Annotated in this window: 21 protein-coding genes; 9 read left to right on the plus strand and 12 right to left on the minus strand. The window is 75.1% G+C overall.

Annotation, left to right across the window (positions count from 1 at the left end; genetic code table 11):
- Window positions 1-5: 5 nt before the first annotated feature.
- The 3 genes from EDF32_RS08465 to EDF32_RS08475 form a co-directional block, all read right to left on the minus strand.
- Entirely contained in the window at window positions 6-1,121 is a 1,116-nt protein-coding gene (locus EDF32_RS08465; RefSeq protein WP_233565816.1) for a TIGR00341 family protein, read from the minus strand.
- A 94-nt stretch (window positions 1,122-1,215) separates the two neighbouring features.
- Window positions 1,216-5,850, minus strand: a complete 4,635-nt coding sequence (locus EDF32_RS08470; protein ID WP_123308113.1) for a DUF11 domain-containing protein — start codon at window positions 5,848-5,850, stop codon at window positions 1,216-1,218.
- A gap of 127 nt (window positions 5,851-5,977) precedes the next feature.
- Entirely contained in the window at window positions 5,978-6,190 is a 213-nt protein-coding gene (locus tag EDF32_RS08475) for a hypothetical protein (protein WP_123308114.1), read from the minus strand.
- Between the two features lie 181 nt (window positions 6,191-6,371).
- Here EDF32_RS08475 and EDF32_RS08480 point away from each other — a divergent pair, with 181 nt between their 5' ends.
- Genes EDF32_RS08480 through EDF32_RS08490 form a run of 3 tightly spaced genes read left to right on the plus strand, consistent with a single transcriptional unit; the run spans window position 6,372 to window position 7,609 of the window.
- A complete protein-coding gene (locus tag EDF32_RS08480) occupies window positions 6,372-6,710 on the plus strand; it encodes a helix-turn-helix transcriptional regulator (RefSeq protein WP_123308115.1) in 339 nt (112 codons plus the stop codon).
- Window positions 6,707-7,186: an SRPBCC family protein gene (locus tag EDF32_RS08485; RefSeq protein ID WP_123308116.1), complete on the plus strand. Its 480-nt coding sequence runs from the start codon at window positions 6,707-6,709 to the stop codon at window positions 7,184-7,186. Before EDF32_RS08480 ends, EDF32_RS08485 begins: the two co-directional genes overlap by 4 nt.
- A 27-nt stretch (window positions 7,187-7,213) precedes the next feature.
- Window positions 7,214-7,609, plus strand: coding sequence for a hypothetical protein (locus tag EDF32_RS08490; protein ID WP_123308117.1), 396 nt, complete (start codon window positions 7,214-7,216; stop codon window positions 7,607-7,609).
- A 19-nt stretch (window positions 7,610-7,628) separates the two neighbouring features.
- On the opposite strand, the gene EDF32_RS08495 is transcribed toward EDF32_RS08490, so the two are convergent.
- Genes EDF32_RS08495 through EDF32_RS08505 form a run of 3 tightly spaced genes read right to left on the minus strand, consistent with a single transcriptional unit; the run spans window position 7,629 to window position 10,486 of the window.
- Window positions 7,629-8,384, minus strand: a complete 756-nt coding sequence (locus tag EDF32_RS08495; RefSeq protein WP_123308118.1) for an SDR family NAD(P)-dependent oxidoreductase — start codon at window positions 8,382-8,384, stop codon at window positions 7,629-7,631.
- Window positions 8,385-8,420: 36 nt separating this feature from the next.
- On the minus strand, window positions 8,421-9,644 hold the full coding sequence (locus EDF32_RS08500; protein ID WP_233565817.1) for a low temperature requirement protein A: 1,224 nt from the start codon (window positions 9,642-9,644) through the stop codon (window positions 8,421-8,423).
- Window positions 9,641-10,486, minus strand: a complete 846-nt coding sequence (locus tag EDF32_RS08505; RefSeq protein WP_123308119.1) for a UbiA family prenyltransferase — start codon at window positions 10,484-10,486, stop codon at window positions 9,641-9,643. Before EDF32_RS08505 ends, EDF32_RS08500 begins: the two co-directional genes overlap by 4 nt.
- A gap of 88 nt (window positions 10,487-10,574) precedes the next feature.
- Here EDF32_RS08505 and EDF32_RS08510 point away from each other — a divergent pair, with 88 nt between their 5' ends.
- From EDF32_RS08510 to EDF32_RS08525, 4 genes are read left to right on the plus strand one after another with little or no spacing between them, the layout of a single operon-like run.
- The gene (locus tag EDF32_RS08510; protein ID WP_123308389.1) at window positions 10,575-11,699 is read left to right on the plus strand and encodes a type III polyketide synthase; all 1,125 of its coding nucleotides are present in this window, start codon (window positions 10,575-10,577) and stop codon (window positions 11,697-11,699) included.
- A complete protein-coding gene (locus EDF32_RS08515; protein WP_123308120.1) occupies window positions 11,699-12,226 on the plus strand; it encodes an isoprenylcysteine carboxyl methyltransferase family protein in 528 nt (175 codons plus the stop codon). The genes EDF32_RS08510 and EDF32_RS08515 overlap by 1 nt, the downstream gene beginning before the upstream one ends.
- Window positions 12,223-13,332: an NAD(P)/FAD-dependent oxidoreductase gene (locus tag EDF32_RS08520; RefSeq protein WP_199734869.1), complete on the plus strand. Its 1,110-nt coding sequence runs from the start codon at window positions 12,223-12,225 to the stop codon at window positions 13,330-13,332. Before EDF32_RS08515 ends, EDF32_RS08520 begins: the two co-directional genes overlap by 4 nt.
- Window positions 13,333-13,348: 16 nt before the next feature.
- Complete coding sequence (locus tag EDF32_RS08525) at window positions 13,349-14,962, plus strand: SpoIIE family protein phosphatase (protein ID WP_123308121.1); 1,614 nt, start codon at window positions 13,349-13,351, stop codon at window positions 14,960-14,962.
- Here EDF32_RS08525 and EDF32_RS08530 read toward each other — a convergent pair.
- From EDF32_RS08530 to EDF32_RS08550, 5 genes are all read right to left on the minus strand, one after another.
- Window positions 14,952-15,269, minus strand: coding sequence for a hypothetical protein (locus EDF32_RS08530; RefSeq protein ID WP_123308122.1), 318 nt, complete (start codon window positions 15,267-15,269; stop codon window positions 14,952-14,954). The genes EDF32_RS08525 and EDF32_RS08530 overlap by 11 nt on opposite strands.
- Window positions 15,270-15,288: 19 nt before the next feature.
- Complete coding sequence (locus tag EDF32_RS08535) at window positions 15,289-16,179, minus strand: RimK family alpha-L-glutamate ligase (RefSeq protein WP_199734870.1); 891 nt, start codon at window positions 16,177-16,179, stop codon at window positions 15,289-15,291.
- Entirely contained in the window at window positions 16,176-16,856 is a 681-nt protein-coding gene (locus tag EDF32_RS08540; protein WP_123308123.1) for a hypothetical protein, read from the minus strand. Before EDF32_RS08540 ends, EDF32_RS08535 begins: the two co-directional genes overlap by 4 nt.
- A 13-nt stretch (window positions 16,857-16,869) precedes the next feature.
- Window positions 16,870-18,765 carry a M6 family metalloprotease domain-containing protein gene (locus tag EDF32_RS08545; RefSeq protein ID WP_123308124.1) on the minus strand — a complete coding sequence of 632 codons (1,896 nt, stop codon included), beginning with the start codon at window positions 18,763-18,765 and terminating at the stop codon, window positions 16,870-16,872.
- A gap of 104 nt (window positions 18,766-18,869) precedes the next feature.
- Window positions 18,870-19,922, minus strand: coding sequence for an NAD(P)-dependent alcohol dehydrogenase (locus tag EDF32_RS08550; protein WP_123308125.1), 1,053 nt, complete (start codon window positions 19,920-19,922; stop codon window positions 18,870-18,872).
- 84 nt (window positions 19,923-20,006) lie between these two features.
- Here EDF32_RS08550 and EDF32_RS08555 point away from each other — a divergent pair, with 84 nt between their 5' ends.
- The gene (locus tag EDF32_RS08555) at window positions 20,007-20,477 is read left to right on the plus strand and encodes a MarR family winged helix-turn-helix transcriptional regulator (RefSeq protein ID WP_158614074.1); all 471 of its coding nucleotides are present in this window, start codon (window positions 20,007-20,009) and stop codon (window positions 20,475-20,477) included.
- Window positions 20,470-22,032 (plus strand): MFS transporter, encoded by a 1,563-nt coding sequence (locus EDF32_RS08560; protein WP_233565818.1) that lies wholly within the window; start codon window positions 20,470-20,472, stop codon window positions 22,030-22,032. Before EDF32_RS08555 ends, EDF32_RS08560 begins: the two co-directional genes overlap by 8 nt.
- Here the strand turns inward: EDF32_RS08560 and EDF32_RS08565 are convergent.
- Window positions 22,001-22,645 (minus strand): DUF1992 domain-containing protein, encoded by a 645-nt coding sequence (locus EDF32_RS08565; protein WP_123308127.1) that lies wholly within the window; start codon window positions 22,643-22,645, stop codon window positions 22,001-22,003. The two genes, EDF32_RS08560 and EDF32_RS08565, sit on opposite strands and share 32 nt — an antisense overlap.
- Between the last annotated feature and the right edge of the window lie 57 nt (window positions 22,646-22,702).

Genomic DNA, 22,702 nt, shown 5'->3' on the forward strand with positions numbered 1-22,702 from the left:
GGGCCTCAGTCGCCCGACGGCGCCTCGGTGACCCGCTCGCCGACGGTGTGCAGCACCACCACGTCCGGGTCGAGCGGCACGAGCTCGTCGACCCGGTCCTGGAGAGCGTCGACGTCCGGCAGGTCCGCGGGGCTGCGCACGGAGACGAGCACCTGGTCGGCCTGCCACGTCACGTCCTCGACGCTCGCGCCCGGGGTGTCGGCGAGCCAGCGCTCCGCCGCGCCCTGGACCTGCACCGTCCACAGCGACTGCAGGACGACGCTGACCGTGTTGGCGACCATCGGCACCGCGACCACCACGGCGACCAGGGCGATGATCACGTACGTCCGGCGGCGGCGCCGGGTGCCCTCCGCCGTCGCCGCGCGGACCACGACCGCCTCGCGCGGGTAGCCGGCGACGGTGAAGACCACCGTCGAGGCGATGACCAGGGCGACGACGTTCGAAGTGAACAGCAGCAGGGCGCCGACGGCGAGGGCAGGCGCGCCCTCCCCGAGGCAGACGCCCACCACCCCCAGCGGCGGGACGAGGGAGATGGCGATCGCGATACCGGGCAGCACGTCCCCGAGGTCGCGGCGGGAGAGCGCGATCGACCCCGCGAAGCCCGTCGCGAAGGCCGCGACGAGGTCGAGCAGCCCGGGCGACGTGCGCCCCGTGACCTGCGGGTTGGACAGGACGTCGGACCCGTCCGGCAGCACGAGCGCCGCGAGCACGCCGATGAGGACGACGAGCGCCACGCCGCTGACGACGTAGACCAGCGACCGGCCGATCTGCCGGCCCCGTCCGGTGACGATGCCGAGCCCGATCCCGAGGATGGGCGTCGAGAGCGGCGCGATGATCATGGCCCCGATGACCGTGGCCGTGGAGTCCGTGATGACGCCCGCGACGGCGATGACGCCCGACAGGACGAGCATGGCCCAGAAGGCCGACCGCTTCGCGCGGGTGTCGCCCGAGTCCAGGTCGAGCCGGTCCGTGAGCTCGGCGAGGCTACGGCGCTGGTTGTCCGGGACCAGGCCCCAGAAGCGGCGCCGGATCTCCGGCGGCCGCACCGCCGGCTCCTCGTCGCGGTGGGGCAGGGACTGCGGGGTGATGGTCGCCATGGCTGTGCCGATCGTGCGTGCCACGGTCCGCGCCGACGGCAGCGTCCCGGCCGGCGCGCAGGCGCGCTCGGCCGACCAAGTATGGCCTACGCGCCGCCCGTCAGCTCACGAGCCACGCTCAGCCCCGCCGCCGCCGCGAGACCACGACCAGGCCGCCGCCCACGACGAGCAGCACGAGGGCCCCGGCGAGCCACGGGAGCACGTCCGCACCGGTGACGCCGAGGTGGTCGGGGCTGCCGCCCGCGCCCCCCGAGCCGCCGTCCGACCCGCCGCCGCCCGGCGTCGGGCCGCCGTCGCCCACGACCGTCAGGTCGGCGGACGCGGTGTCGTTCGCGGCCACCGGGTCGAGGGCCGTCGTGGCGACCGTCGCCGTGTTCGTGTGCTCGCCGGCCTTCGCGCCCGTCGCGGTCACCGTCACGGTGACGTCGTCGCCGACGGCGAGGTCGCCCAGGTCGCACGCGACGTCCTGCCCTTCGACGGTGCACGAGCGGCCGTCGCCCGCGCCGTCCTCACCCGTGACGTGCGCGGCCGTCGGGACGACGCCGGCCGGGAACGGGTCCTCGAGGGTCGCGTCGGTCGCGGTCCCCGGCCCGAGGTTCGTCACCCCGAGCGTGTAGGTCACCGTGCCGCCGACGCCGACCTGCGGCTGGTCGACCGACTTCGTCACCGCGAGGTCCGCGGTCGCGGCCGCCGCCGTGACGGTCGCCGAGTCGGCGTTGTTCACGAGCACCGGGTCGTACGGGTGGCTCCCGTCGCGGGGCGCCTTCACGGTGCTCGTCATGGTCGCCGCCTCGTCCACGGTCGCGACGACCGTCAGCTGCGCCTGGGGCTCGTCCTTCGCCGCGCGCGCCACGTCCAGGTCGCCCACCGTCCACACGGACGTGCCGGTGTCGAGCGAGCCGACCGTCGCCTCGGAGGAGACGTAGGTCAGGCCGTCGGGCAGGACGCCGTCGACGTCCACCGCCTCGGCCGGGTCGGGGCCGAGGTTGTCGACGTCGACCGTGAACGTCACCGTGTCGCCGACCGCGACGACGGGCCGGTCCACGGCCTCGGTCACCGCGACGTCCGCGACCGGGACGCGGTAGACCGCGGAGTCCTTGTCGTTCGAGCGGTCGGGGTCCCGCACCGCGTGGCTCGCGATCTGCGCCGTGTTACGGACGGTGCCGGACGCCCCCGCGGGGACGACGACGCCGACCGTGAGGGTGCGCGAGGCGCCGTCGGGCAGGTCCCCGACGGTCCAGGTGCCCGTGGCCCTGTCGAACGTCGTACCGTCCGGCGCGTCGACGTCGGTCACCTCGGCGGCGCCCCCGGCCGCGAGGCCCGGGTCGGCGACGGTGACGTCGCTGTTGTCGTCCGGCCCGTCGTTGCGGACCGTGACGGTCCAGTCGACGCCGTCCCCGGGCTGCGCCGTCGGCGTCGAGACGTCCTTGGTGAGCACGAGGTCCGAGAGCGCGACGACGTTCACCCGCGCCGTGTCCCGGTTGTTCGAGCGGTCCGTGTCCCGCTGGTCCACGTGGTTCAGGGACACGACGTTCTTCTGCGGCCCGACGGCGTCCGCGGTCGCCGTGACCGTGAGCGTCGCGGTGTCGTTCGCCCCGAGCGTGCCGACGGTCCAGTCGCCCGACGACGGGTCGAACGTGCCGTCCTGGGTGTCGCTGGAGGTGATGGTCATCCCGTCCGGGAAGACGTCGCTCAGCACCAGGCCGGTCGCGGTCCGGCCGGCGTCGCCCTCGGCCGGGAGGTTCGTGGCCGTGATCGTGTAGGCGACCTGGTCGCCCAGCGGCACCGCGGAGACGGGCACGCCGGGCGTCACCGCGGCGGCCTTCTTGGTCACGGCGATGTCGAGCGGCGCCTTCGTGGTCGCGAGCTCCGCGGAGTCGGAGTCGTTGTCCGGGTCGGTGTCCACGAAGCCCGCGGCGCGGGAGTCGATCGTCACCGTGTTGGTGTGCGTGCCCGGACCGGTGACGGTGCCCTGCACGGTGAGCCGAGCCGTCTGCCCCGGCTCGAGGGTGCCGACCTGCCAGCGCCGGACGGCGTCGTCGACGCTGCCCTGGGTCACGTCGGCCGAGCCCGGGACGACGTCGACGCCCTTCGGGCCCTCGTCCCGCACGACGACCTTGCCGACCGTCTCGTCGCCGTGGTTCGTCGCCTCGACCGTGTAGGTCACGGTGTCGCCGACGACGACGCCCTCGGCCGGGTCGACGGACTTGGTGACCCCGAGATCGGACTCGGGCCCGCGGACCGTGAGGGTCGCGGACGCCGTGTCGTTGTCGGGGTCCGTGTCGGACGGCGTCGAGGCGCTCAGCGTGGCGACGTTCGTGAAGTCGCCGAGCCGCGTCGTCCCGACCACGAAGTCGTAGGTCGCCGTGTCGCCCTCGGCGAGGTCGCCGATCGTCCAGGTCCCGGTCTTCGCGTCGTACGTGCCGTCGCCCCCGGAGGCGTCGGCGTCGTAGGTCAGGCCCTGCGGCAGCGCGTCGGTGAGCGTCACGCCGGTGCCGTCGAACGGCCCGTCGTTGGTCGCGGTCACGCGGAACGTGGCCGGCGAGCCCGCGGGGACGTCCGCGCGGGGCTGCGGGGCGCCGTCGGCGTCGAGCACGGACTTGTGCACCGCGATGTCGAGCGTCGGCGTCACCGGGTCGATGGTGGCGGACGCGGAGTCGTTGCTCGGGTCGGTGTCCTGCTGGACCATCCCCGTGCGGGTCGCGGTGTTGGTGATCTCGGACCCCGCGCCGACGGTCGCGGTCAGGTGCAGCGTCGCGGCGTCGCCCGGCTCGAGGTCGCCGACGGACCAGGCGCCCGTGTCCTCGTCGTAGTCGACGGGGTCGGCGTCGGGCGAGGCGGCCGAGACGAAGGTAAGGCCGGCGGGCAGGTCGTCGGTGACGACCACGTCCTGCGCGAGGCTGGGCCCGTCGTTCGTCGCGGTGACCGTGTAGGTGACGTCGTCGCCGACGACGGGGGTGTCGTCGTCGACCGTCTTGGTGACGGCGACGTCGGTGGCGACGCCGATCGTCGCCCGGTCCTCCGGCGAGGTGACCTGCTGCCCGAGGGCGGTCTCCGCGGTCGCGTAGGCCGTGTTGGTGACCTCGCCGGCGTCGTCGACGTCGTCCGCGGCCACGGTGTAGGTGCCGGTGCAGGTCGTGGACGCGCCCGCGGCGAGGACCCCCGCGTCGCAGACCACCTGGTCGGCACCGGGCAGCTTGTCGTCCGTGACGGCGACCCCGCGCAGCGCGGAGCCGCCGGTGTTCGTGACCTCGTAGGAGTACTGCACGTCCTGGCCGACGGCGTACGGGCCGGGGGTCGTCACCGACTTGTCGAGGGTGAGCGCGGAGGTGAGCGGGACCGTCACGGTGGCGTCGTTCGAGTCCACGTCGCCCGCGACCGGGGCGGTCCCGTGGGCCGTGGCCACGTTCGTGACCGCGTCCGAGCCCGCGTCGGCCGCGGTGACCGTGTACGTGCCGTGGCACGTGACGGTCGACCCCTGGGCGGGCGCCGGGGGCAGCGGGTCCGTGGGGCACGTGATGTCGCCGGTGTCGATCTTGTCGTCGGTGATCGAGAGCGCCGAGACGGGCTCCTGCCCGGCGTTCGTCACGGTGTAGACGTACGGGATCTTCGTGCCCGGGGTGATCACGGCGGGCAGCGGCTCGCCCGACCGGTCGACCGCCTTCTCGAGGTTGAGCTCGTTGAGCGGGTCGATGGTGCGCACCTTCACGCCACGGACCAGGTGGATGTCCGTCGAGCCGCCGGTCGAGGCGGAGAGGCCGAACTTGTACGTCGAGGGCGTGCCCTTCGGCGCCACGGTGCGCAGCTCCTCGACCCAGGGGCCGCCCGGCGCGTACTGCACCTGGACGATCACCTGGGGCGCCTCGTCACCGGTCTTCGGGGTGACCTGGACGTTGATGGTGCGCTCGGACGCCTCGAGGGTGTCACCGCGCAGGCTGCCGTGCAGGGTGCTGACCGGTCGCTCCGGGTCCACGACCGGCTGCTCGACGGTGGAGGTGAGGAAGCAGTAGCCGGTCGTGCCGTTGCCGGGGCCGCGGAGCGTGACGACGTTGGGCGCCGCCGGGCCCTCCGTGAAGCTCGTCGAGCGCTGGCCGGCCGGGCACTGGTTGCCGCGGGCCTCGCCGTCGTCGTAGAAGTTGCCGTAGGAGTCCATGCCGACGCCGAGGTAGCCGCCGCCGATGCCGGGGGTGCCGTTGCGCTGCGCGTAGCCGAGGCTGCCGCCGTCGGCGCCGGGCGCGGTGAGGTCGGTGGCGCCGTCGACGAGGAAGAAGCCGATCCCGTCGGCGCCCGTGCCCCCGTACTGGTACTTGTCGAACGTGAACGAGATGCCCGCCGACGAGGGCAGCGGCGTGTTGTACAGGATGCTGCCCCGGGCGAACCCGGCGGCGTCGGTCATCTGCAGGTAGCCGGGCGTCCCGCCCACCGTCGGCGGACCGGGGTGCGGGCCGTTCTGCTGCTCGACGACCTGGTGGGCGGAGCAGTCCGGGATCTGCGCCTGGTCCGCGGGGGCGGCCTGGCCCTCGGGCGTGCCGGTGAGGCAGGCGTCCCCCTGCACGGTCCACGCCGGGTCGGTGACCGTCGAGCCCTCGAAGGTCTCGTCCGTCACGGCCGTGCCGCCGCTCGGCGGGTCCGCGGCGGCGGGGCCCGCCGTGACCACGGCGCCCGCGAACGCCGAGGCCCCGAGCAGCACCGCGGCCGTCGACCCCGCGATCCACGTGCGCGCGCGTGCGGGGAGGATCGTGCGTCGGTTCATCGGGGTCCTTCGCCGGTGCCGCGGCAGGAGCTGCAGCGCAGAGGTGGTCAGGGGCTGCTCCCACTATGGCGGGTTCCGGACACTCGTCCAAGTACTGTGACCGACGTCACGAGCGGTCGCGGAACGCCTACCAGGCGCTGTGCCCGAGGCCCCAGGAACCCTCGTCGCGCTCGGCCGGGCGCGCCTCGCGGCGTTCGCGGCGCGGCTCCGGCGCGCCCGCGCCCTCGACGGCGTCGATGCGCCGCCGGCTGAAGAACCCGTCGATCCCGCCGGCGTCGTTCTGCGCGCGGCGCCAGGCCTTCTCGGCCTTCTTCCGTGCCTTCTCGATCTCGGTGCTCATCCGTTCTCCGTGCTCATCGGACCGAGCCTAGGCGGACCCCGACGGGCCGCCCGCACCGTGCGGGCGTGTCGATGATCACGGGCGGGCGCCGTCGTGCGGGGGTGGCGCCGGCGGCGTACCGTGATCAACATATCCGTTGATCAACCGATGGGTTGATGAAGAGAGGAGGGGACCCGTGCCCATGGCCACGAGCACCGACGAGGCGCGGCTCGACCGGGCCTTCCTGGCTCTCGCCGACCCGGTCCGGCGCGCGATGGTCGCCCGCCTGTCCCGGGGTCCCGCGACCGTCACCGAGCTCGCCGCCCCCTTCCCCATCACCACGCAGGCCGTCTCCCGGCACGTCCGGGTGCTGCAGGAGGCCGGGCTCGTCACGCGCACGCGCGACGCCCAGAAGCGACCGTGCCATCTCGACGCGGCCGCACTCGAGGCGCTGACCGGCTGGATCGACCGGTACCGCCTCGCCGCCGAGCGACGCTTCCGCAGCCTCGACCGGCTGCTGTCCACCGAGGAGAAGCCATGAGCACGCACCCCACCACCGTGACCGCCCCCGAAGGCCTGCCCTACATCGACGTCGTCCGCGACTTCGACGCACCGCCCGCCGCCGTCTTCCGCGCCTGGACGGACCCCTCGCTGGTGGCGCAGTGGCTCCGGCCGGACCGCCTGACCATGGAGATCGACCACTACGACGCCCGCACCGGCGGCTCGTGGGCCTACTCCCACCGCGGGCCCGACGGCGAGGCGTACGCCTTCCACGGGACGTTCCACTCCGTCGTGCCCGACGAGTCGATCACCCAGACCTTCGAGTTCGGGGGCTACCCCGGGCACGCCAGCCTGGAGCGGCTGACGTTCGAGCCGCTCGAGGGCGGCGGCACGCGCACCCGCTCGCACGCCGTGTTCGAGTCCGTCGAGGACCGCGACGGGATGATCGCGAGCGGCATGGAGGGCGGTCTCAGCGAGGGGTACGCGCACCTGGACGACCTGCTCGCGGCGCCCTGAGCCGCGACGAGCCCTAGGCTCGGCCGCATGACCTCCTCCACGGCCCGCGGCGCGGCCGCCCCCACCCTCGGGCCGGCCTTCTGGGTCGCCGCGGCGGTCACGCTGGTCAGCGCGTTCGTCAGCCTCGGGTACTCCGTGGCGGGCGTGATCGCCGACGGGGCGAGCGACGAGTACGCCCTGTACGCCGCGAGCCGGAGCGTCGCCCTCGCGGCCGCCGCGATCGCCGTGCTCACGGCCCGCTCGACGCGGGTGCTGCTCGTCGTCGGAGGCGCCATGACGATCGTGCAGGCCTTCGACGGGCTCATCGGGCTGACGATCGACGACACCGTGAAGACCGTCGGCCCGTTCGCGGCGGCCGTCGTCACGGCCGTCGCGCTCGGGTTCGCCGCCCGCGAGGCGCGACGGCCCGGCGCGCGGCGCTGAGCGCCGGGCTGCGCCGGGCTCAGGCCTCGGTGCGGTGGACGACCTTCGCGGAGACCTGGTCGCGCGGCATCATCAGCACCTGGTCGATGTTCACGTGCGAGGGCCGGGTCGCGACCCAGCGGACCGTCTCCGCGACGTCGTCGGCCGTCAGCGCGTCCACGCCGCGGTAGACCGCGTCCGCCTTCTCCTGGTCGCCCTTGAAGCGCACCAGGCTGAAGTCGGTCTGCACCATGCCCGGGTCGATCTCGCTGACCCGCACCGGCTGCCCGAGCAGCTCGAGCCGCAGCACGCGCGAGAGCGCGGCGACGCCGAACTTCGCGGCGTTGTACCCGGCACCCCCCTGGTAGGCCTCGCGGGCGGCGGTCGAGCCGATCGTGATGACCTGGCCGTCGCCCGAGGCGAGGAGCGCCGGGAGCAGCGCCTTGGTGACGCGCACCGTGCCGAGGACGTTCGTCTCGTACATCCAGCGCCAGTCCTCGAGGTCCGCGTCCGCGACCGCGTCGGTGCCCTTGGCGCCGCCGGCGTTGTTCACGAGGACGTCGCAGCGCGGCACCTGCGCGACGAACGCGGCGACGGACGCGTCGTCGGTCACGTCGAGCGCCACGGCGGTGCCCCCGCACTCCGCGGCGACCTGCTCGAGCCGCTCGACGCGGCGGGCGCCGAGCACGACGTGGTAGCCGGCGCCCGCGAGCGCCCGCGCCGTCGCCGCGCCGATGCCGCTGCTCGCTCCGGTTACCACGGCCACGGGGCCGGTGCTGGGGGTGGGGCTCGTCATGCTGGGTCCTCTCGATGATGCGTCGTTCGTTCGGTCCTACGGTAGGTCGCCCCCGGGGTGCCGGTGCCCCGTCGCCTCGTACCCGACGACCGTGACCCAGGGCGCGGCGGCCACCGCGAGCAGGGCCACGACGAGCGACGCCCCGGCCGCGGCGAGCCCGAGCGCGACCAGCAGCACCGCGGCGGTGACCGCGAGGAGCACCAGGTGCAGCCGCTCGAGGGAGGCCAGCAGGTAGCCGTAGAGCGCGAAGACGAGCACCACGAACACCAGGCAGGGCACCGCGACCGCCAGCACGGTCCCGGTCTCGCCGAGCTCCGTGCGCCCCTCGACGAAGTACGCCGCCACGTGCAGGCCGGCCCCGACCGCCGCGATCGCCCCGTACACGAGCATGTGGCCGTACCCCCACACGAACGAGCGGTCGCGCCGCGCGTGCAGCACCTGGGCGGACGGCACGAGGAAGTACACCCACCACATGCCGAAGATGAGGGCGACGCCAGCGAACCCGACCAGCAGCGCGTCGGCCGACCAGCCCTGCTCCTGGACGACGGCGGAGATCGACGCCGTCGTGCCGAGCACCCCCTCGCCGAGCGCGATGATCGCGAGCAGGCCGTACCGCTCGGCGATGTGGTGCGGGTTCCACGGGGTCGACGTCGTCCCCCGCCGCTCCGCCACGACCGGGACCGCCATCTCGAGCACCACGAGGGCACCGGCCATGGTGATCTCGACCCCGAAGGACAGGTGGACGAGCCCGGAGGCGACCCATCCGACCTGGACGAGCACGATGAGCAGGGCGTAGGTGCGGCACACGGAGCGCCGCGCCGCGTCGCTCCGGCCGGCCCGGAGCCACAGGGCGGCCATCGCCACGCGCATCACCACGTACCCCGCGATCACCACGGCGTTGTCCGGGCTCTCGCGCAGCGCCACCGACTCGAAGAACTCCGGCAGGCCGAGCGCGACCAGCAGCACCCCGAGCATCTGGACCATCGTCAGGAGCCGGAAGCCCCAGTCGTCCGTGTCGTACGCGGAGGCGAACCACGAGTAGTTCACCCACGGCCAGCACGTCGCGAAGACCGCGACGGCGAACCCGAGCAGGGCGCTCGCCACGTAGCCCTCGGAGAGCAGGTGGGCGAGCTCGTCGCTCGCGGCCCCGAAGGCGACCACGAGGGTGAGGTCGAAGAGCAGCTCCAGCGGGGTCGACGCCCGGTGCGGCTCGTGCGGGTCCCGCCCGCGCATCGGGACCAGGCCGTGGGTCAGGCTCACGCGACCGCCACGTACGGCGCCGCGGCGACCAGCTGCACCACGCACAGCGCCGCGACGCCCATGCTCAGCGCGAACGGGGCCCGGCTGCGGGGACGCGTCGCGCCCACGACGCCGGCGGCCACCGCGAGCGCCAGCGCGAGCACGCCGCACACGACCGTCACCGTGCCCGGGACCCGCTCGGGCCCGAGCACGACGACGAGGCTCGCGGCCACGAGCAGGGCCGGCGCCGCGACGCTCGCCCCCCGCCGTCCGAGCCGGTGCGGGAACCCGCGCACCCCGGTCGCACGGTCGTCCTCCAGGTCCGGCAGGACGTTCGCCACGTGCGCGCCGACGCCGAGCAGCGCGGCGCCGAGCACCGCCCACCAGGCCACGACGCGCCCGTCCTGCGGCGCCGCGACCACGAAGGCGGCGAGCAGCCCGAACGAGACGGCGTACGGCAGCCACGACAGCACGGTCGACTTGAACCACGCGTTGTAGGACCACGCCCCGGCGACGGCGAGCACGTGCAGCGACCCCGCGACCCACCCCGTCGCGAACGACAGGACGACGCACACCGCGAGCGCCGCGACGGCGCAGGTCCGCAGCAGGTCCGGGGTGACGGCGCCCGCCACCGACGGCTTGTCGGTGCGCCCGACGGCGCGGTCCCGCCCCGCGTCCAGCCAGTCGTTGGACCAGCCCACCGAGACCTGCCCGGCGAGCACCGCCAGCGTCACGAGGGTCGCGGTGCCCACGCCCGAGCCGATGCCGACGGAGAGCGACAGGGCCAGGAGGGTGACGACCGCCGCCGGCCCGGCGTGGGTCGCCACGAGCAGACCCCGCGCGCGCACCCCGACCGCCGTCATGCTCGGGACGCTAGCCGCTCGGCCGGGGACGGGCGAGCGGCGCCCGACCCCGCGCGCGAGCCGCCCGGCCCGGTGCGACGATTCGGGCATGTCGCGCGTCCTCGCCGTCGGGCCGGTACTGCCCGAGCACCGCAGCGCGCAGGGCGCCGTCACCGCCGCCCTGGGTCCGCTGGTCACCCCTCCGGGGCGCCGCCGCGCGCTGATGGAGCGCCTGCACGCCTCCGCCGGCGTCGAGACCCGGCACCTGGTCCTGCCGCTCGAGGCGTACGCGGGCGTGACCTCCTTCGGGGCGGCGAACGCGCTGTTCGTCCGGGAGGGGACCGCGCTGGCCGAGCGGGCGTGCCGCGACGCGCTGACCGCCGCCGGCGTGCGGCCCGAGGAGGTCGACCTCCTCCTGTTCACGTCCGTCACCGGGGTCTCCGCACCCTCCCTGGACGCGCTGCTCGTGCAGCGGCTCGGCCTGCGCGAGGACGTGCGGCGCTTCCCGTCGTTCGGGCTCGGGTGCGTCGCCGGCGCCGTCGGTCTGGCCCGCGCCCACGACCACCTCGTCGGGCACCCGCACGACGTCGTCCTGCTCGTCTCGGTCGAGCTGTGCTCCCTGACCTTCCAGCACGGCGACGACTCCACCGCGAACCTCGTCGCGAGCGGGCTGTTCGGGGACGGGGCGGCGGCCGTGGTGCTCGCGGGCGAGGCGTACGAGGGCACGGCGCCCGAGCGCATCGCGCAGCCTGGGGCCGAGCCGCCAGCCCTGCGGGTCCTCGACTCGCGCAGCCGCCTGTACCCGGACACCACGGACGAGCTCGGCTGGGACGTGCGCGACACGGGCTTCGGCATCGTGCTCTCCGCCGCCCTGCCGGACGTGATCCGCTCCCACCTCGCCGCCGACGTCAAGTCCCTGCTCGCCGCGCACGAGCTCGACGTGCCCGACGTCGGCGCGTGGGTCGTGCACGCCGGCGGCCCCAAGGTCGTCGACGCGGTCCGCGACGCCCTGGGCCTCGCCGAGTCCGACGTGGCCCGCACCCGCGAGATCCTGCGCGCCCAGGGCAACCTGTCGTCGTCGTCCGTGCTGCACGTGCTCGCCGCGACCACCGCCGACGACGCGCCCGCGCCCGGCCGGTACGCGGTGCTCATGGCGTTCGGTCCCGGGGTGAGCGCCGAGCTGGTGCTGCTGCGCCGGGATACTGCAGCGGCGCCGGCGACGGGCACCCGCTGATGCCCGTCGCCTACCTCGTGCTCGTGGCCCTGACGGCCGTCGAGCGCCTCGCCGAGCTGGTGGTCTCGACACGCAACGCGCGGTGGTCGTTCGCCCGGGGCGGCGTCGAGTCCGGCCGCCGGCACTTCGGCCCCATGGTCGCCCTGCACACGGCCCTGCTCGTGGCCTGCGTCGCGGAGGTCGTGGTCGCCGACCGCCCGTTCCTGCCGTGGCTCGGCTGGCCGATGCTCGCGCTCGTGCTCGCGAGCCAAGGCCTGCGCTGGTGGTGCATCGCCACGCTCGGGCCGCGCTGGAACACGCGGGTCATCGTGGTGCCCGGCCTCGCGCTCGTGGCGAAGGGCCCCTACCGGTGGATCCCGCACCCTAACTACGTGGCCGTCGTCGTCGAGGGGTTCGCGCTGCCGCTGGTGCACACGGCGTGGCTCACGGCGCTGGCGTTCACCGTCCTGAACGCCTGGCTGCTGCTCGGCTTCCGGATCCCCGTCGAGGAGCGCGCCCTGGAGCGCGCGCGGCGGCCCGTGCTGTGAACGGCGCCCCGGACGGCCCCGACGTGCTCGTCGTCGGCGGCGGGCCCGTGGGCCTCGCGTGCGCGATCGAGGCGCGGCTCGCCGGGTTGAGCGTCGTCGTCGTCGAGCCGCGGGAGGCGCCGGTCGACAAGGCCTGCGGCGAGGGGCTCATGCCGGGGGCGCTGCGCGCGGTGCAGCGCCTCGGCGTCGACCCCCCGGGGCACGACCTCGCGGGGATCAGCTACCGCGCCGGCGCGCTCGTCGCGGACCACCGGTTCGCGGGCGGCCCGGGGCGCGGCGTGCGGCGCACCACCCTGCACGCCGCGCTGGCCGGGCGGGCGGCGGAGCTCGGCGCCGCGACCGTCGCCGGCCGCGTCGAGGCCCTCACGCTGCGCGCCGACGGCGCGGGGGTCACGCTGCGCGCCGACGGCGAGCGCTCCGGCGCCCACCAGGTCCATGCCCACCAGATATATGCCCACCAGATCCATGCCCACCAGATCCATGCCCGCCACGTCCTCGCGTGCGACGGCCTGCACTCGACGGTCCGGCGCCTGCTCGACCTCGAGGTCCCCCCGCGCGCCCGCGGGCGCCGGTTCGGCCTGCGCCGCCACTTCCGGGTCGCCCCCTGGACCGACCTCGTCGAGGTGCACTGGGGCGCGCGCGTCGAGGCGTACGTGACGCCGGTCGCGCCCGACGTCGTCGGCGTCGCCCTCCTGGGCCCGCGCGGCACCGCGTTCGACGACGAGCTCGCGGCGCTGCCCGGGCTGGCGGCGCACCTGCGCGGCGCCGAGCCGCTGGGCCCCGTCCGGGGCGCGGGGCCGCTGCGCCAGGACACCCGGCGGCGCGCCCTCGGCCCGGTGCGCCTCGTCGGGGACGCGTCCGGGTACGTCGACGCCCTCACGGGCGAGGGCCTGCGGGTGGGGCTCGCCCAGGCGCGGGCCGTCGTCGGGCACCTGGAGGACCCGGCCGGGTACGAGCGGGCCTGGTCGCGCGCGACCCGCGACTACCGGGTGCTCACCAGCGCGCTCGTGCGCGCGGCGACGTCCCCGGCCCGCGGCGCGATCGTCCCCCTGGCCCGCGCGGTGCCGCCGCTGTACGGGGCCGTCGTCGAGCGCCTCGCGCGCTGAGGCTAGGCTCTCGCGGGTGGACGACGCGTGGTTCGCCGCGGCGACCCGCGGCTCCGAGACCGGTGGCCTCGCGCGCGCCGTGGACTGGGCGGCGACGCCGCTGGGCGACCCGTCGGGCTGGCCCGCGGGCCTGCGCTCCGCCGTGGAGCTGTGCTTCGCGACCCGGTTCCCGGTGATGCTCGTCTGGGGCCCGGAGCTCACGATGGTCTACAACGACGGCTACCGCGAGATGCTCGGCACCCACAAGCGCGACCTGGCGATGGGCGTCCCGGTCGCGGAGGTCTGGGCGGAGATCTGGGACGGCATCGGCCCGCTGTTCGACCAGGTGCTCACCACGGGCGAGCCGGTCTGGTGCGTGGACGAGCCGCTCGTCATGCAGCGCTCGGGGTACGTCGAGGACACCTGGTTCACGTTCGGCTACAGCGCGCTGCGCGACGCCGACGGCACCGTGCGCGGGGCCATCGACATCGCCACGGAGACCACGCAGCAGGTCGTCGAACGCCGCCGCATGCGCACGCTCGGTGAGCTCTCCGCGCGCCTGCAGGCCCTGCCCGACGACGTGGGCCGGCTCACGCGGACCGTCACCGAGGTGCTGGACGCCTCGGACGACGTCGCCCACACCGACCTGTACGTCACCACCGGTCCGATCCCGACGCTCGTCGCGTCGACGCACCCCACGGACCTGGTCGACGACGTCATGGTCGCCGAGATCGTCGCCACGGGGATCAGCGCGGTCGTCGACGGCACGTTCGTCGCGCCCCTGCTCGCCGCCCACCCGTCACGCCGGGTCGGCGCGGTGGTGCTGGCTCCGAGCCCGCGCCGGCCCTTCGACGAGCGCTACGAGGAGTTCCTGCAGCTCGTCGCCACGACCGTGGGCACGGCCCTGTCGGCGACGCTCGGCCACCTGCGCGAGGTCGGCGAGCTGCGCGACCGGAGCGACGCGCTGCAGGCCTCCCTGTTCCCGGCGCTCGAGCTCGGGCCCGGCTGGCACACCCTGTACCGCCCCGCCGACGGGCGCCTGCTCGTCGGCGGCGACTGGTACGACGTCGTCGACCTCGGGCAGGGGCGCACGGGGGTGGTCGTGGGCGACTGCGTGGGGCACGGGCTCGGGGCCGCGGCCGTCATGGGTCAGCTGCGCAGCGCGGCCCGCGCCCTGATGCTCGCCGGCGCCCGGCCCGGCGCCGTCCTCGAGGGCCTCGACCGGGTCGCGCGCACGGTGCCCGGCGCGGCGTTCGCGACGGTGCTGTGCGGCGTGGTCGACGCCGCGACCGGCGAGCTCGTCTACTCCAGCGCGGGGCACCTGCCGGCGGTCGTGTCCGGGACGGGCGGGGCGCGCCTGCTCGACGGCGGCCGGGGCACGCCCCTGACCGTGGACCTCGGGGCGCGTCCCGACGCCCGCACCATGCTCGCCCAGGGCGACACGCTGGTGCTCTACACCGACGGCCTGGTCGAGCGGCGCGAGGAGACCCTGGACGCCGGGCTCGGCCGGCTGGTGGCGACCGTGCCGCGGCTGCTCGCCCGGCACGGCCCGGCCGGGCTGGCCGGCGCCCTCGTCGACGCGCTGCTGCCCGCCGGCGCCCGGGACGACGTCGCGCTCGTGGTCCACGAGCACGGGCGGCTCAGCCGGTGACCTCGCGACCGTCCACCACCATCTGCCCCGGCAGCGGATGGGGACGCGCGAGCACCGCCGGGTCTCCCGTCCTCGCGACCACGAGCTCCACCGCGGAGCCCTCGACCAGGGCGGCGAGGAGGGGGTCCCGCACCGAGACGTCGAGATCGGTCCCGACGACGCCGGGGCCGACGAGGTCCGCCACGTCCGGTACCGGATCCGACGAGTCGACCGCGAGGGTCAGGAGCGTGTAGCCCGGTCGTGCCGCGTCCGGCCTCGCGGCGCGCGCCCGCCCCGTCACGCGGGTGAGGTTCTCGATGATGGGCACGCGAGCGACCGTACGCCGCTCAGGCCGCCTGGAGGAGGTCGGCGACGGCGTCGCTGATCGGCGCGCCCGTCTCCGCCTCGTACCAGCTGAAGGCGGGCATGGGGTTCACCTCGAAGCACACCCAGCCGCCGTCCGGGCGGCGCCGCAGGTCCACGCCCCCGAGCGGCAGACCGAGCCGGGAGACCACCTCGACGCACGAGCGCCGGACGTCGTCGGGCAGCGTGGTCCGGCGCAGCTCGGCGGACCTCCCGCCCGAGCGCGCGTAGCGGTAGTCGTCGGCGTCGCTCTCGATCTCCACGGCGATCGCGGCCTGCCCGACCACGTGCACCCGCACGTCCGTCCCGGGGACGACCGCCTGGAACTGCGTGGGCAGGTGCCGGACCCGGGCGAGGTCGTCGCCCGGGTTCAGGCGCCGGACGATCGAGCGCACGCCGCTCACCGACTTGTAGACGAGCGGCCCCACCTCGGCGGCGAACGCCTCGACCGCGGCCGGGTCGTCGGTGACCAGCGTCGACGGCACCTCGAGGCCGCACTCCGCGACGAGCTGCTGCTGCAGCGGCTTCGACGCGTTGGTCTGCGCGGGCTCCAGGCGGTTGACGACGAGCGCGTCCGTGACGTCCAGCCAGGACAGGAGCGCCGCGTCGCAGAGCTCTGCCCGCCGCTGCTGCTCGCTCGGCAGCCGGGGCAGGCCGAGGGGCCGGGCGTAGACCGCGGTGACCTCCGCGACGTCGAACCACGCCCCCGGCAGGCGCACGGTGCCGTGCACACCGTCGGCGTCGGCCACGAGGTCCACGCGGCACCGGCCCAGGATCGCCTGGTCGATCGTGGTGACCGCTGCGCCGCGCTCGGCGAGGCGGGCCGCGACCATCACGAGCGGGTCGTCGTCCGCGCGGCCGAGGAGGACGATCACGCCGACCACCGCCGCTCGGACCCTGCCTCGGCGGCGCACCACCGCGCGAACGCCTCGGCACCGACCGCGTCGACCGGCGGGCAGGGCGTCGCGTCGGCGACGGCACCGCCCGACCACACGACGCCCAGCAGGCGGCACCCCGCCGCCTCGGCGAGCCGGGCGACCCCGGGGGCCAGGTCCTGGCGCGCGCCGCACGCCCCGGGCGCCGCACGCCCGTCGACGACCAGCTCGAGCACGGAACCCGCCGGCAGCGGGGACGGGGCCCCGAGCCGGGCAGGCACGACCGGGAGCCCCACCCGTGCCGCCGCGCGCACCCAGGCGGGCCGGTCCCAGCCCGGCCCGGTGAGGTCGGCGCCGGTGGGCCGGTTCACGACGGAGCTCCCCTGGCCGTACAGCCAGGAGACGACGAGGGCGGTCGCCTCCGCCGTCGCGTAGTCGCGGTCCGCGGCCGCCGCGGCGGCGAACGGCGCCGGGGAGACCGCAGCGACCCGCACCCAGAGCAGGCCGTGCCCACGACCCTCGGGCCGCGGGCGCCCGTGCGCGTCGACCCGGTGAGCCCATCCGCGGCGCACCAGCTGCGCCGGGGTGGAGAGGGTCACCGGCGTGCCCCGGCGCCGGGCGGCGCGCGCCACGAGGAGCGCGCCGCCGTCGAACGCGTCGGCGACGATCGTCAGCACGGCCGGGACCCCGTCAGACCTGGGGCGGCAGCGTGTCGAACTGCCGCTTGGCGCTCGCATCGCCCCGCTCCATCGCCTCGATCAGGGCCTGGTCGGCCGTCGCGTCGCCCTGCCCGACGAGCGTGGGCCGCAGGTCCGCGCCGATGAAGGGCACCGGCACCTCGCCACCGCCTCCCCCGGCCCCCGGACCGGCCTCCAGCACCGCCAGCCGCTCCTCGACGGCGGCCAGCGCCTCGAGCAGCGCGTCGAGCCCGAGCCCCGCGTCGCCGGCACCGACGGCGCCCAGGGGGCCGACCGCCCCGCCGGCGTCTGTCCCCGCCGGACCGCGCAGGGGCAGCCGCGGCCGGTCGAAGGTCTTGACCTCCGCACGGTCCTTGAGGTCCTTGGTCTCCTTCGCGACCTGCTTGGTGTCGCGCAGGTCCTTGGAGAGCTCCTTCGCGAGGTCCTTGCGCAGCTCCTTCGTCTCCTTGACGACGTCCTTGCGCAGCTCCTTCGTCTCCTTGACGAGCTCCTTGTGCAGGACCTTGCCGCAGGAGACCGCGAACGTCGCGGTCATCGTGGTGGCCGGCGCCGAGATCCCGGTGATGGAGACGCAGGTCGCCGCGCCGGCGTACGACCGGGACGACGGCGTCGTCGAGGCCGTGAACGACGTGCGGTTCCCCGACCCGGGGAACGGGTCGCCGGAGTCGCCACGGTTGTGCGCCAGCTCGAGGTCGCGGGCCCCGTCGGCCTGGGCGAGCCCCACCTTGTAGTGGTTCTCGTCCGTGTTGCCGCTCTGGTTCTCGTCGATGTGCCAGACGAGGAGCCCGCCCCCGGGCAGCTGCGCGTCGAACCCCGACTGCTGCCGGTTCTCGACGAGGAAGTACTCGGGCCCGGACGTGCCGTCCTTCCACAGCCGGTGCACCCGGTGGCCGGTCTTCACGTCCGGCACCGAGACCGCCCCGGAGGAGGTCACGGTCGAGACGGACGCCCAGCCCTGGTTGACCTTGCACCACGCGCTCGGGTGCGCCGGGGTGTCGCCCCCGCCGTTCCAGGACCCGCCACCCATGAGGCACCAGTTGCCGACGCCCTCGGAGGTGTCGTCCGTGTCGTACAGGTCGGGCCACCCGAAGACCAGGTGTCCCAGCTCGTGCGCGCTGACGCCGATCTTCGCGTCCTCGGGGATCGTCAGATAGGCGTAGACCTTGGTGCCGTCGGTCGAGACCTCGGACGGGAGCACCCACTTGTGGGACCAGATGTCCCCGCTGTTGCCCGTCTGCTCCCCGCCCTGGCCCGCGTGCACCACGACGAACGCGTCGACGTAACCGTTGTGGTCGTTGTCGTAGGGACCGAACCCGACGTGCGCGTCGGCGGCAGCGAGCGCGTCGCGCGCCAGGTCGCGCGCGCGGGTGGTACCCGAGGGACGGGCGATGCCGAAGCTGCCGTTGGCGTACCAGGAGAGGGTGTGCGGCATCCGATAGGGCCCCACGACCTCCCCGGCGAGGTCCACGAGTCCGTGCGAGGCCTCCGCGTAGTAGTCGCGCACGCTCCCGGTCGCGAGCGTTCCCGTCGAGAAGAACAGCTCCCGGAAGTGGTCGGCCGTCGCGGCCATGTGCTTGTCGCTGAAGTCGACGAGCACCACGATCACCCGGAGCGACCCCCGCAGCGGCGCCCGGTCGAGCAGCGCGGAGCGGATCGTCGAGGCGGCCGTACCGAGCGGGAACTCGCTCGGGGGGATGTACGTCCCGTCGTCGAAACCGAGGGGACGTGGCGAGCGGGCGATCCCGAGGAGGCCCGAGACCGGCACGGACTTCCGGCCCCGGACCTTGGCCACCTCGGCGTCGAGCCTCTCGCGGAGCTCGGGGCTGGGCGCGACGGCGCAGAGCGAGACGGGATCATGCACCAGACCTGTTGCGCGCGGTGACGGCATGGTTGCTCTCCTCCTCGAGGACAGCGACGCGGGGTGCGTCGCTGTCCTCGGAGAGAGCGAGCGGCGCGGGCGCCTGATACCGGCCCGCTCGGGTGAAACGCGGGTCAGTCCGCCGGGATCGTCGCCGTGTCGATGACGAACCGGTAGCGGACGTCCGAGGCGACGACGCGCTCGTAGGCGCGGTCGACGTCGTCGGCCCGGACCAGCTCGATCTCCGCGCCCAGGTGGTGCTCCGCGCAGAAGTCGAGCATCTCCTGGGTCTCGCGGATGCCGCCGATGTTCGAGCCGGCGAGGCTGCGCCGCCCGCCCACGAGGGAGCCGACGCGGAAGGACTGCGGCGTGGGCGGCAGACCGACGAACACCATGGCCCCGTCGAGGCGCAGCGTCGCGAGGTACTGGTCGATCGGGAGGTCCGCGCCGACGGTGCTGATGATCAGGTCGAAGGACGTGCGCAGGCCCTTCAGCGCACCCTCCTCGGAGGTCGCGACGTAGTGGTCGGCGCCGAAGCGCTCGCCGTCGGCCTTCTTCGAGAGGCTGTGGCTGAGCACCGTGACCTCGGCGCCCATCGCGTGGGCGATCTTCACGGCCATGTGGCCGAGCCCGCCCATCCCGACGACGGCGACCTTCTTCCCCGGCCCGGCGCCCCAGTGGCGCAGCGGGGAGTAGGTGGTGATGCCCGCGCACAGCAGCGGCGCGGCGACGTCGAGGGTGATGCCCTCGGGGATGCGCAGGACGTAGCGCTCGTCGACGACGACCTGCGTCGAGTAGCCGCCGTAGGTCTCCTCGCCGGAGTACTGGCGCCCGTTGTACGTCATGACCGCGCCCTTGGCGCAGAACTGCTCCTCGCCGGCGAGGCAGGCCTCGCACTCGCGGCAGGAGTCGACGAAGCAGCCGACGCCGACGCGGTCGTCGACGGAGTGGCGGGTCACGTCGTCGCCGACGGCGGCGACCGTCCCGGCGATCTCGTGGCCGGGGACCATCGGGAAGATGCCCTTGCCCCACTCCTCGCGGGCCTGGTGGATGTCGGAGTGGCAGATGCCGGCGAAGGCGATGTCGATGAGGACGTCGTGCGGGCCGAGGTCGCGCCGCTCGACGGTGGTGCGCTCGAACTTCGCGCCGGGGGTCGGGGCGGCGAGGGCGGGGACGGTGAGGGTCATGGTTCGAGCGTAACCACCCGGAGCCGCTGCGACCCCGGTCACACTGTTCAGGGAGGCTGATCAGTTCGCCTGTACGATCGGCGGGTGCCGTCCCCCGAACCCGCCCTCGCGCCGTCCCCCGCGCCCTCCACCGCCTCCGAGCTCGCGTTCGAGCTGCGCGCCGCGCTCGGGCCGATCTACCGCCGCCTGCTGGCCGAGAAGACCCTCCCGCTCGGGCAGTCGCGGGTGCTCCTCGCGCTCTCGGCGCGCGGCGGCGCGACGTCGTCCGAGCTCGCCGCGGCCGAGGGCATCACGCCGCAGTCCATGGCCGCGATCGTGGCGGACCTCACCGAGCGGGGCCTCGTCGCCCGCACCCGGGACACGGCCGACCGCCGCCGCCTGACGGTCACGATCACGTCGTCGGGCCTCGAGGAGATCGAGCGCGACCGGCACGCCACCCAGGGCTGGCTCGCCGCCACGGTCGCCGCGCGGCTCGACGACGGCGACCGGGCCGCGCTCGCCGCCGCCCTGCCCGTCCTGCGCCGGCTCACCGAGGAGGACACGGACCGTGCCTGACCTGCTCGCCCGCCACGCGGCGGCCCCCACCGCCGGCCGGAGGTTCGTCCCCGCGCTCGTCTACGCCGCCCTGTCCGCCGCGATCATCAGCTCGCTCGGGCTCCTGCTCGTCCCGACCCTGGCGCAGTCCTTCGGCGTCTCCGTCAGCACCGCGCAGTGGACGCTGACCGTCAACCTGCTCGTCGGCGCGGTCGCCACGCCCGTGCTCGGACGGCTGAGCGACGGGCCGCACAAGAAGCGCATCCTGCTCACCACCCTCGCGATCATCCTCGTCGGCTCGGTGCTCGCGGCGACGGCGCAGACGTTCTCGGTCCTGCTCGTCGGGCGCGCGCTGCAGGGGCTGTCCTACGCCATCACGCCGATGACCATCGCCCTGGCCCGCCGCTACTCCCCACCGGAGAAGGTGCAGCCCGCGATCGCGTCGCTGTCCGTGACCGTCGCCACCGGCATCGGCCTCGGGTACCCGCTGACCGGGATCATCGCCGACTCTCTCGCGTGGCAGTACGCCTTCTGGTTCGCCGCCGCGTTCGTCGTCAGCGCGATCGTCGTCGTCGCCGTCGCCGTGCCCCGCGGGCCCGACACCCAGGGGCTGCGCTCGCCGTTCGACACCCCCGGGGCGCTGCTGCTCGGCGCGGGGCTGGCGCTGCTCCTGCTCGGCATCAGCGAGGGGCCCAACTGGGGCTGGGCGTCCGTGACGACGCTCGCCATGCTCGCGGGGGCCGCCGTCGTCCTGGGCCTGTGGGTCTGGCGCGAGGTGAGCACCGCACACCCCCTGATCCGGCTCGACCTGCTGCGACGCTCGGACGTGCTGCTCGCCAACGCGACGGCGCTGAGCATCGGCGGGTCCATGTACATCGGCATGTCGGTGATCAGCCTCATCGCCCAGGCGCCCGCCGAGACCGGCTACGGGGTCGCGATGCCGCTGTTCTGGGCCGGGTTCGTCATGTTCCCCGTCTCGGTCGGCAGCCAGCTCGCGAGCCGCCTCGCGCGGCGCTTCGCCCATCGCATCAGCTTCACGATGCTCCTGCCGATCGGGGCCGCCTTCGTGACGGTCGCGAACCTCGTGCTGCTCGCCACGCACGACACGGTCGCGGCGCTGCTCGGGGGCATGCTCGTCTTCGGGTTCGGCATCGGAACGACGTACGCCGCGATGCCCGGGCTCATCGCCCGCGGGGTCGCGGTCCAGGAGCTCGGCAGCGCGGTGAGCTTCAACCAGGTGCTGCGGACGGTCGGCGGCGCCGTCGGCTCGGCCGTGGCGGGGGCGATCATCGCCACCCACCTCGCGGCCGACGGCCGGCCCACGCCGCACGGCATCGACGTGAACTTCCTCGTCAGCGGCGTCGCGTGCGCGCTCGTCTTCCTCGGGCTCGCGAGCCACGCCGTGCTCTCCGCCCGCCGCGCGCGCCGGGTCGCCGAGTCGCGGCACCCGGGCCGGCACGCCGCCGCCGGCGAGGTGGTCCGGGAGATCCGGGCGGAGGAGCCGCGGGACGCCGAGGAGCCGCGGGACGCCGGGCAGCGCGAGCTCAGCGCGTCCGGCGCCACCAGCGGCCGCTGAGGCGGCGGGCCCGCGCGGCACGCCGGGCCTCCTGCTCGGCCTCGAGCCGCCGGGCCTCGGCGGCCCGCGCGGCCTCGGCCGCGGCGCGGCGGGCGGCGTCCCGGGCGCGACGGCGCTCGTGCCAGCGTGCGACCTCTCCCTCGACGTCCCGCGGCGGCGTGACCACGGGCGGGCCGCCGAGGAGCTGGCGGCGCGCCGCGACGACCCGGGCGTCGAACTCCTCGACGGCGGCGCGGACCTCGGCCTCCGTGAGGAGCCCGTCGAGCCGGGCGTCGAGCACCGCGTCGTCCTTGCGGAGCTGGATCGCCTCGGGCGCCACGCCGGTGATGTTCTCGCGGCGCACGAGGTTCTTGAGCCACCAGTCGGGGTCGCGCGAGTCGAGGCCGGGGATGGGCCTGCCGGCGAGCGGGAGGTCGTCGAACTCGCCGCGCTCCATGGCCTCGCGGATCTGCCGCTCGACCCACAGGTGCCGGGTCGCCGCGCGGTCGCGGGCACGGCGGGCCTCGGCTGCGCGGGCCGCCGCCGGGTCGTCCGGGTCGGACCGCGGCACGGCGCCGTCGTCCCGCTCCGTCCGGTACTGCGCCGCGTGGCGCAGCGGGTCCTGCTCGCTCACCGTCCGAGCCTACGACCGCCCGCGGGCCCTCGACAGCGCGCGGACGGGCCGTGAGGA

Source organism: Cellulomonas sp. PhB143 (genome assembly GCF_003752595.1).
Taxonomy (GTDB): Bacteria; Actinomycetota; Actinomycetes; order Actinomycetales; family Cellulomonadaceae; genus Paraoerskovia.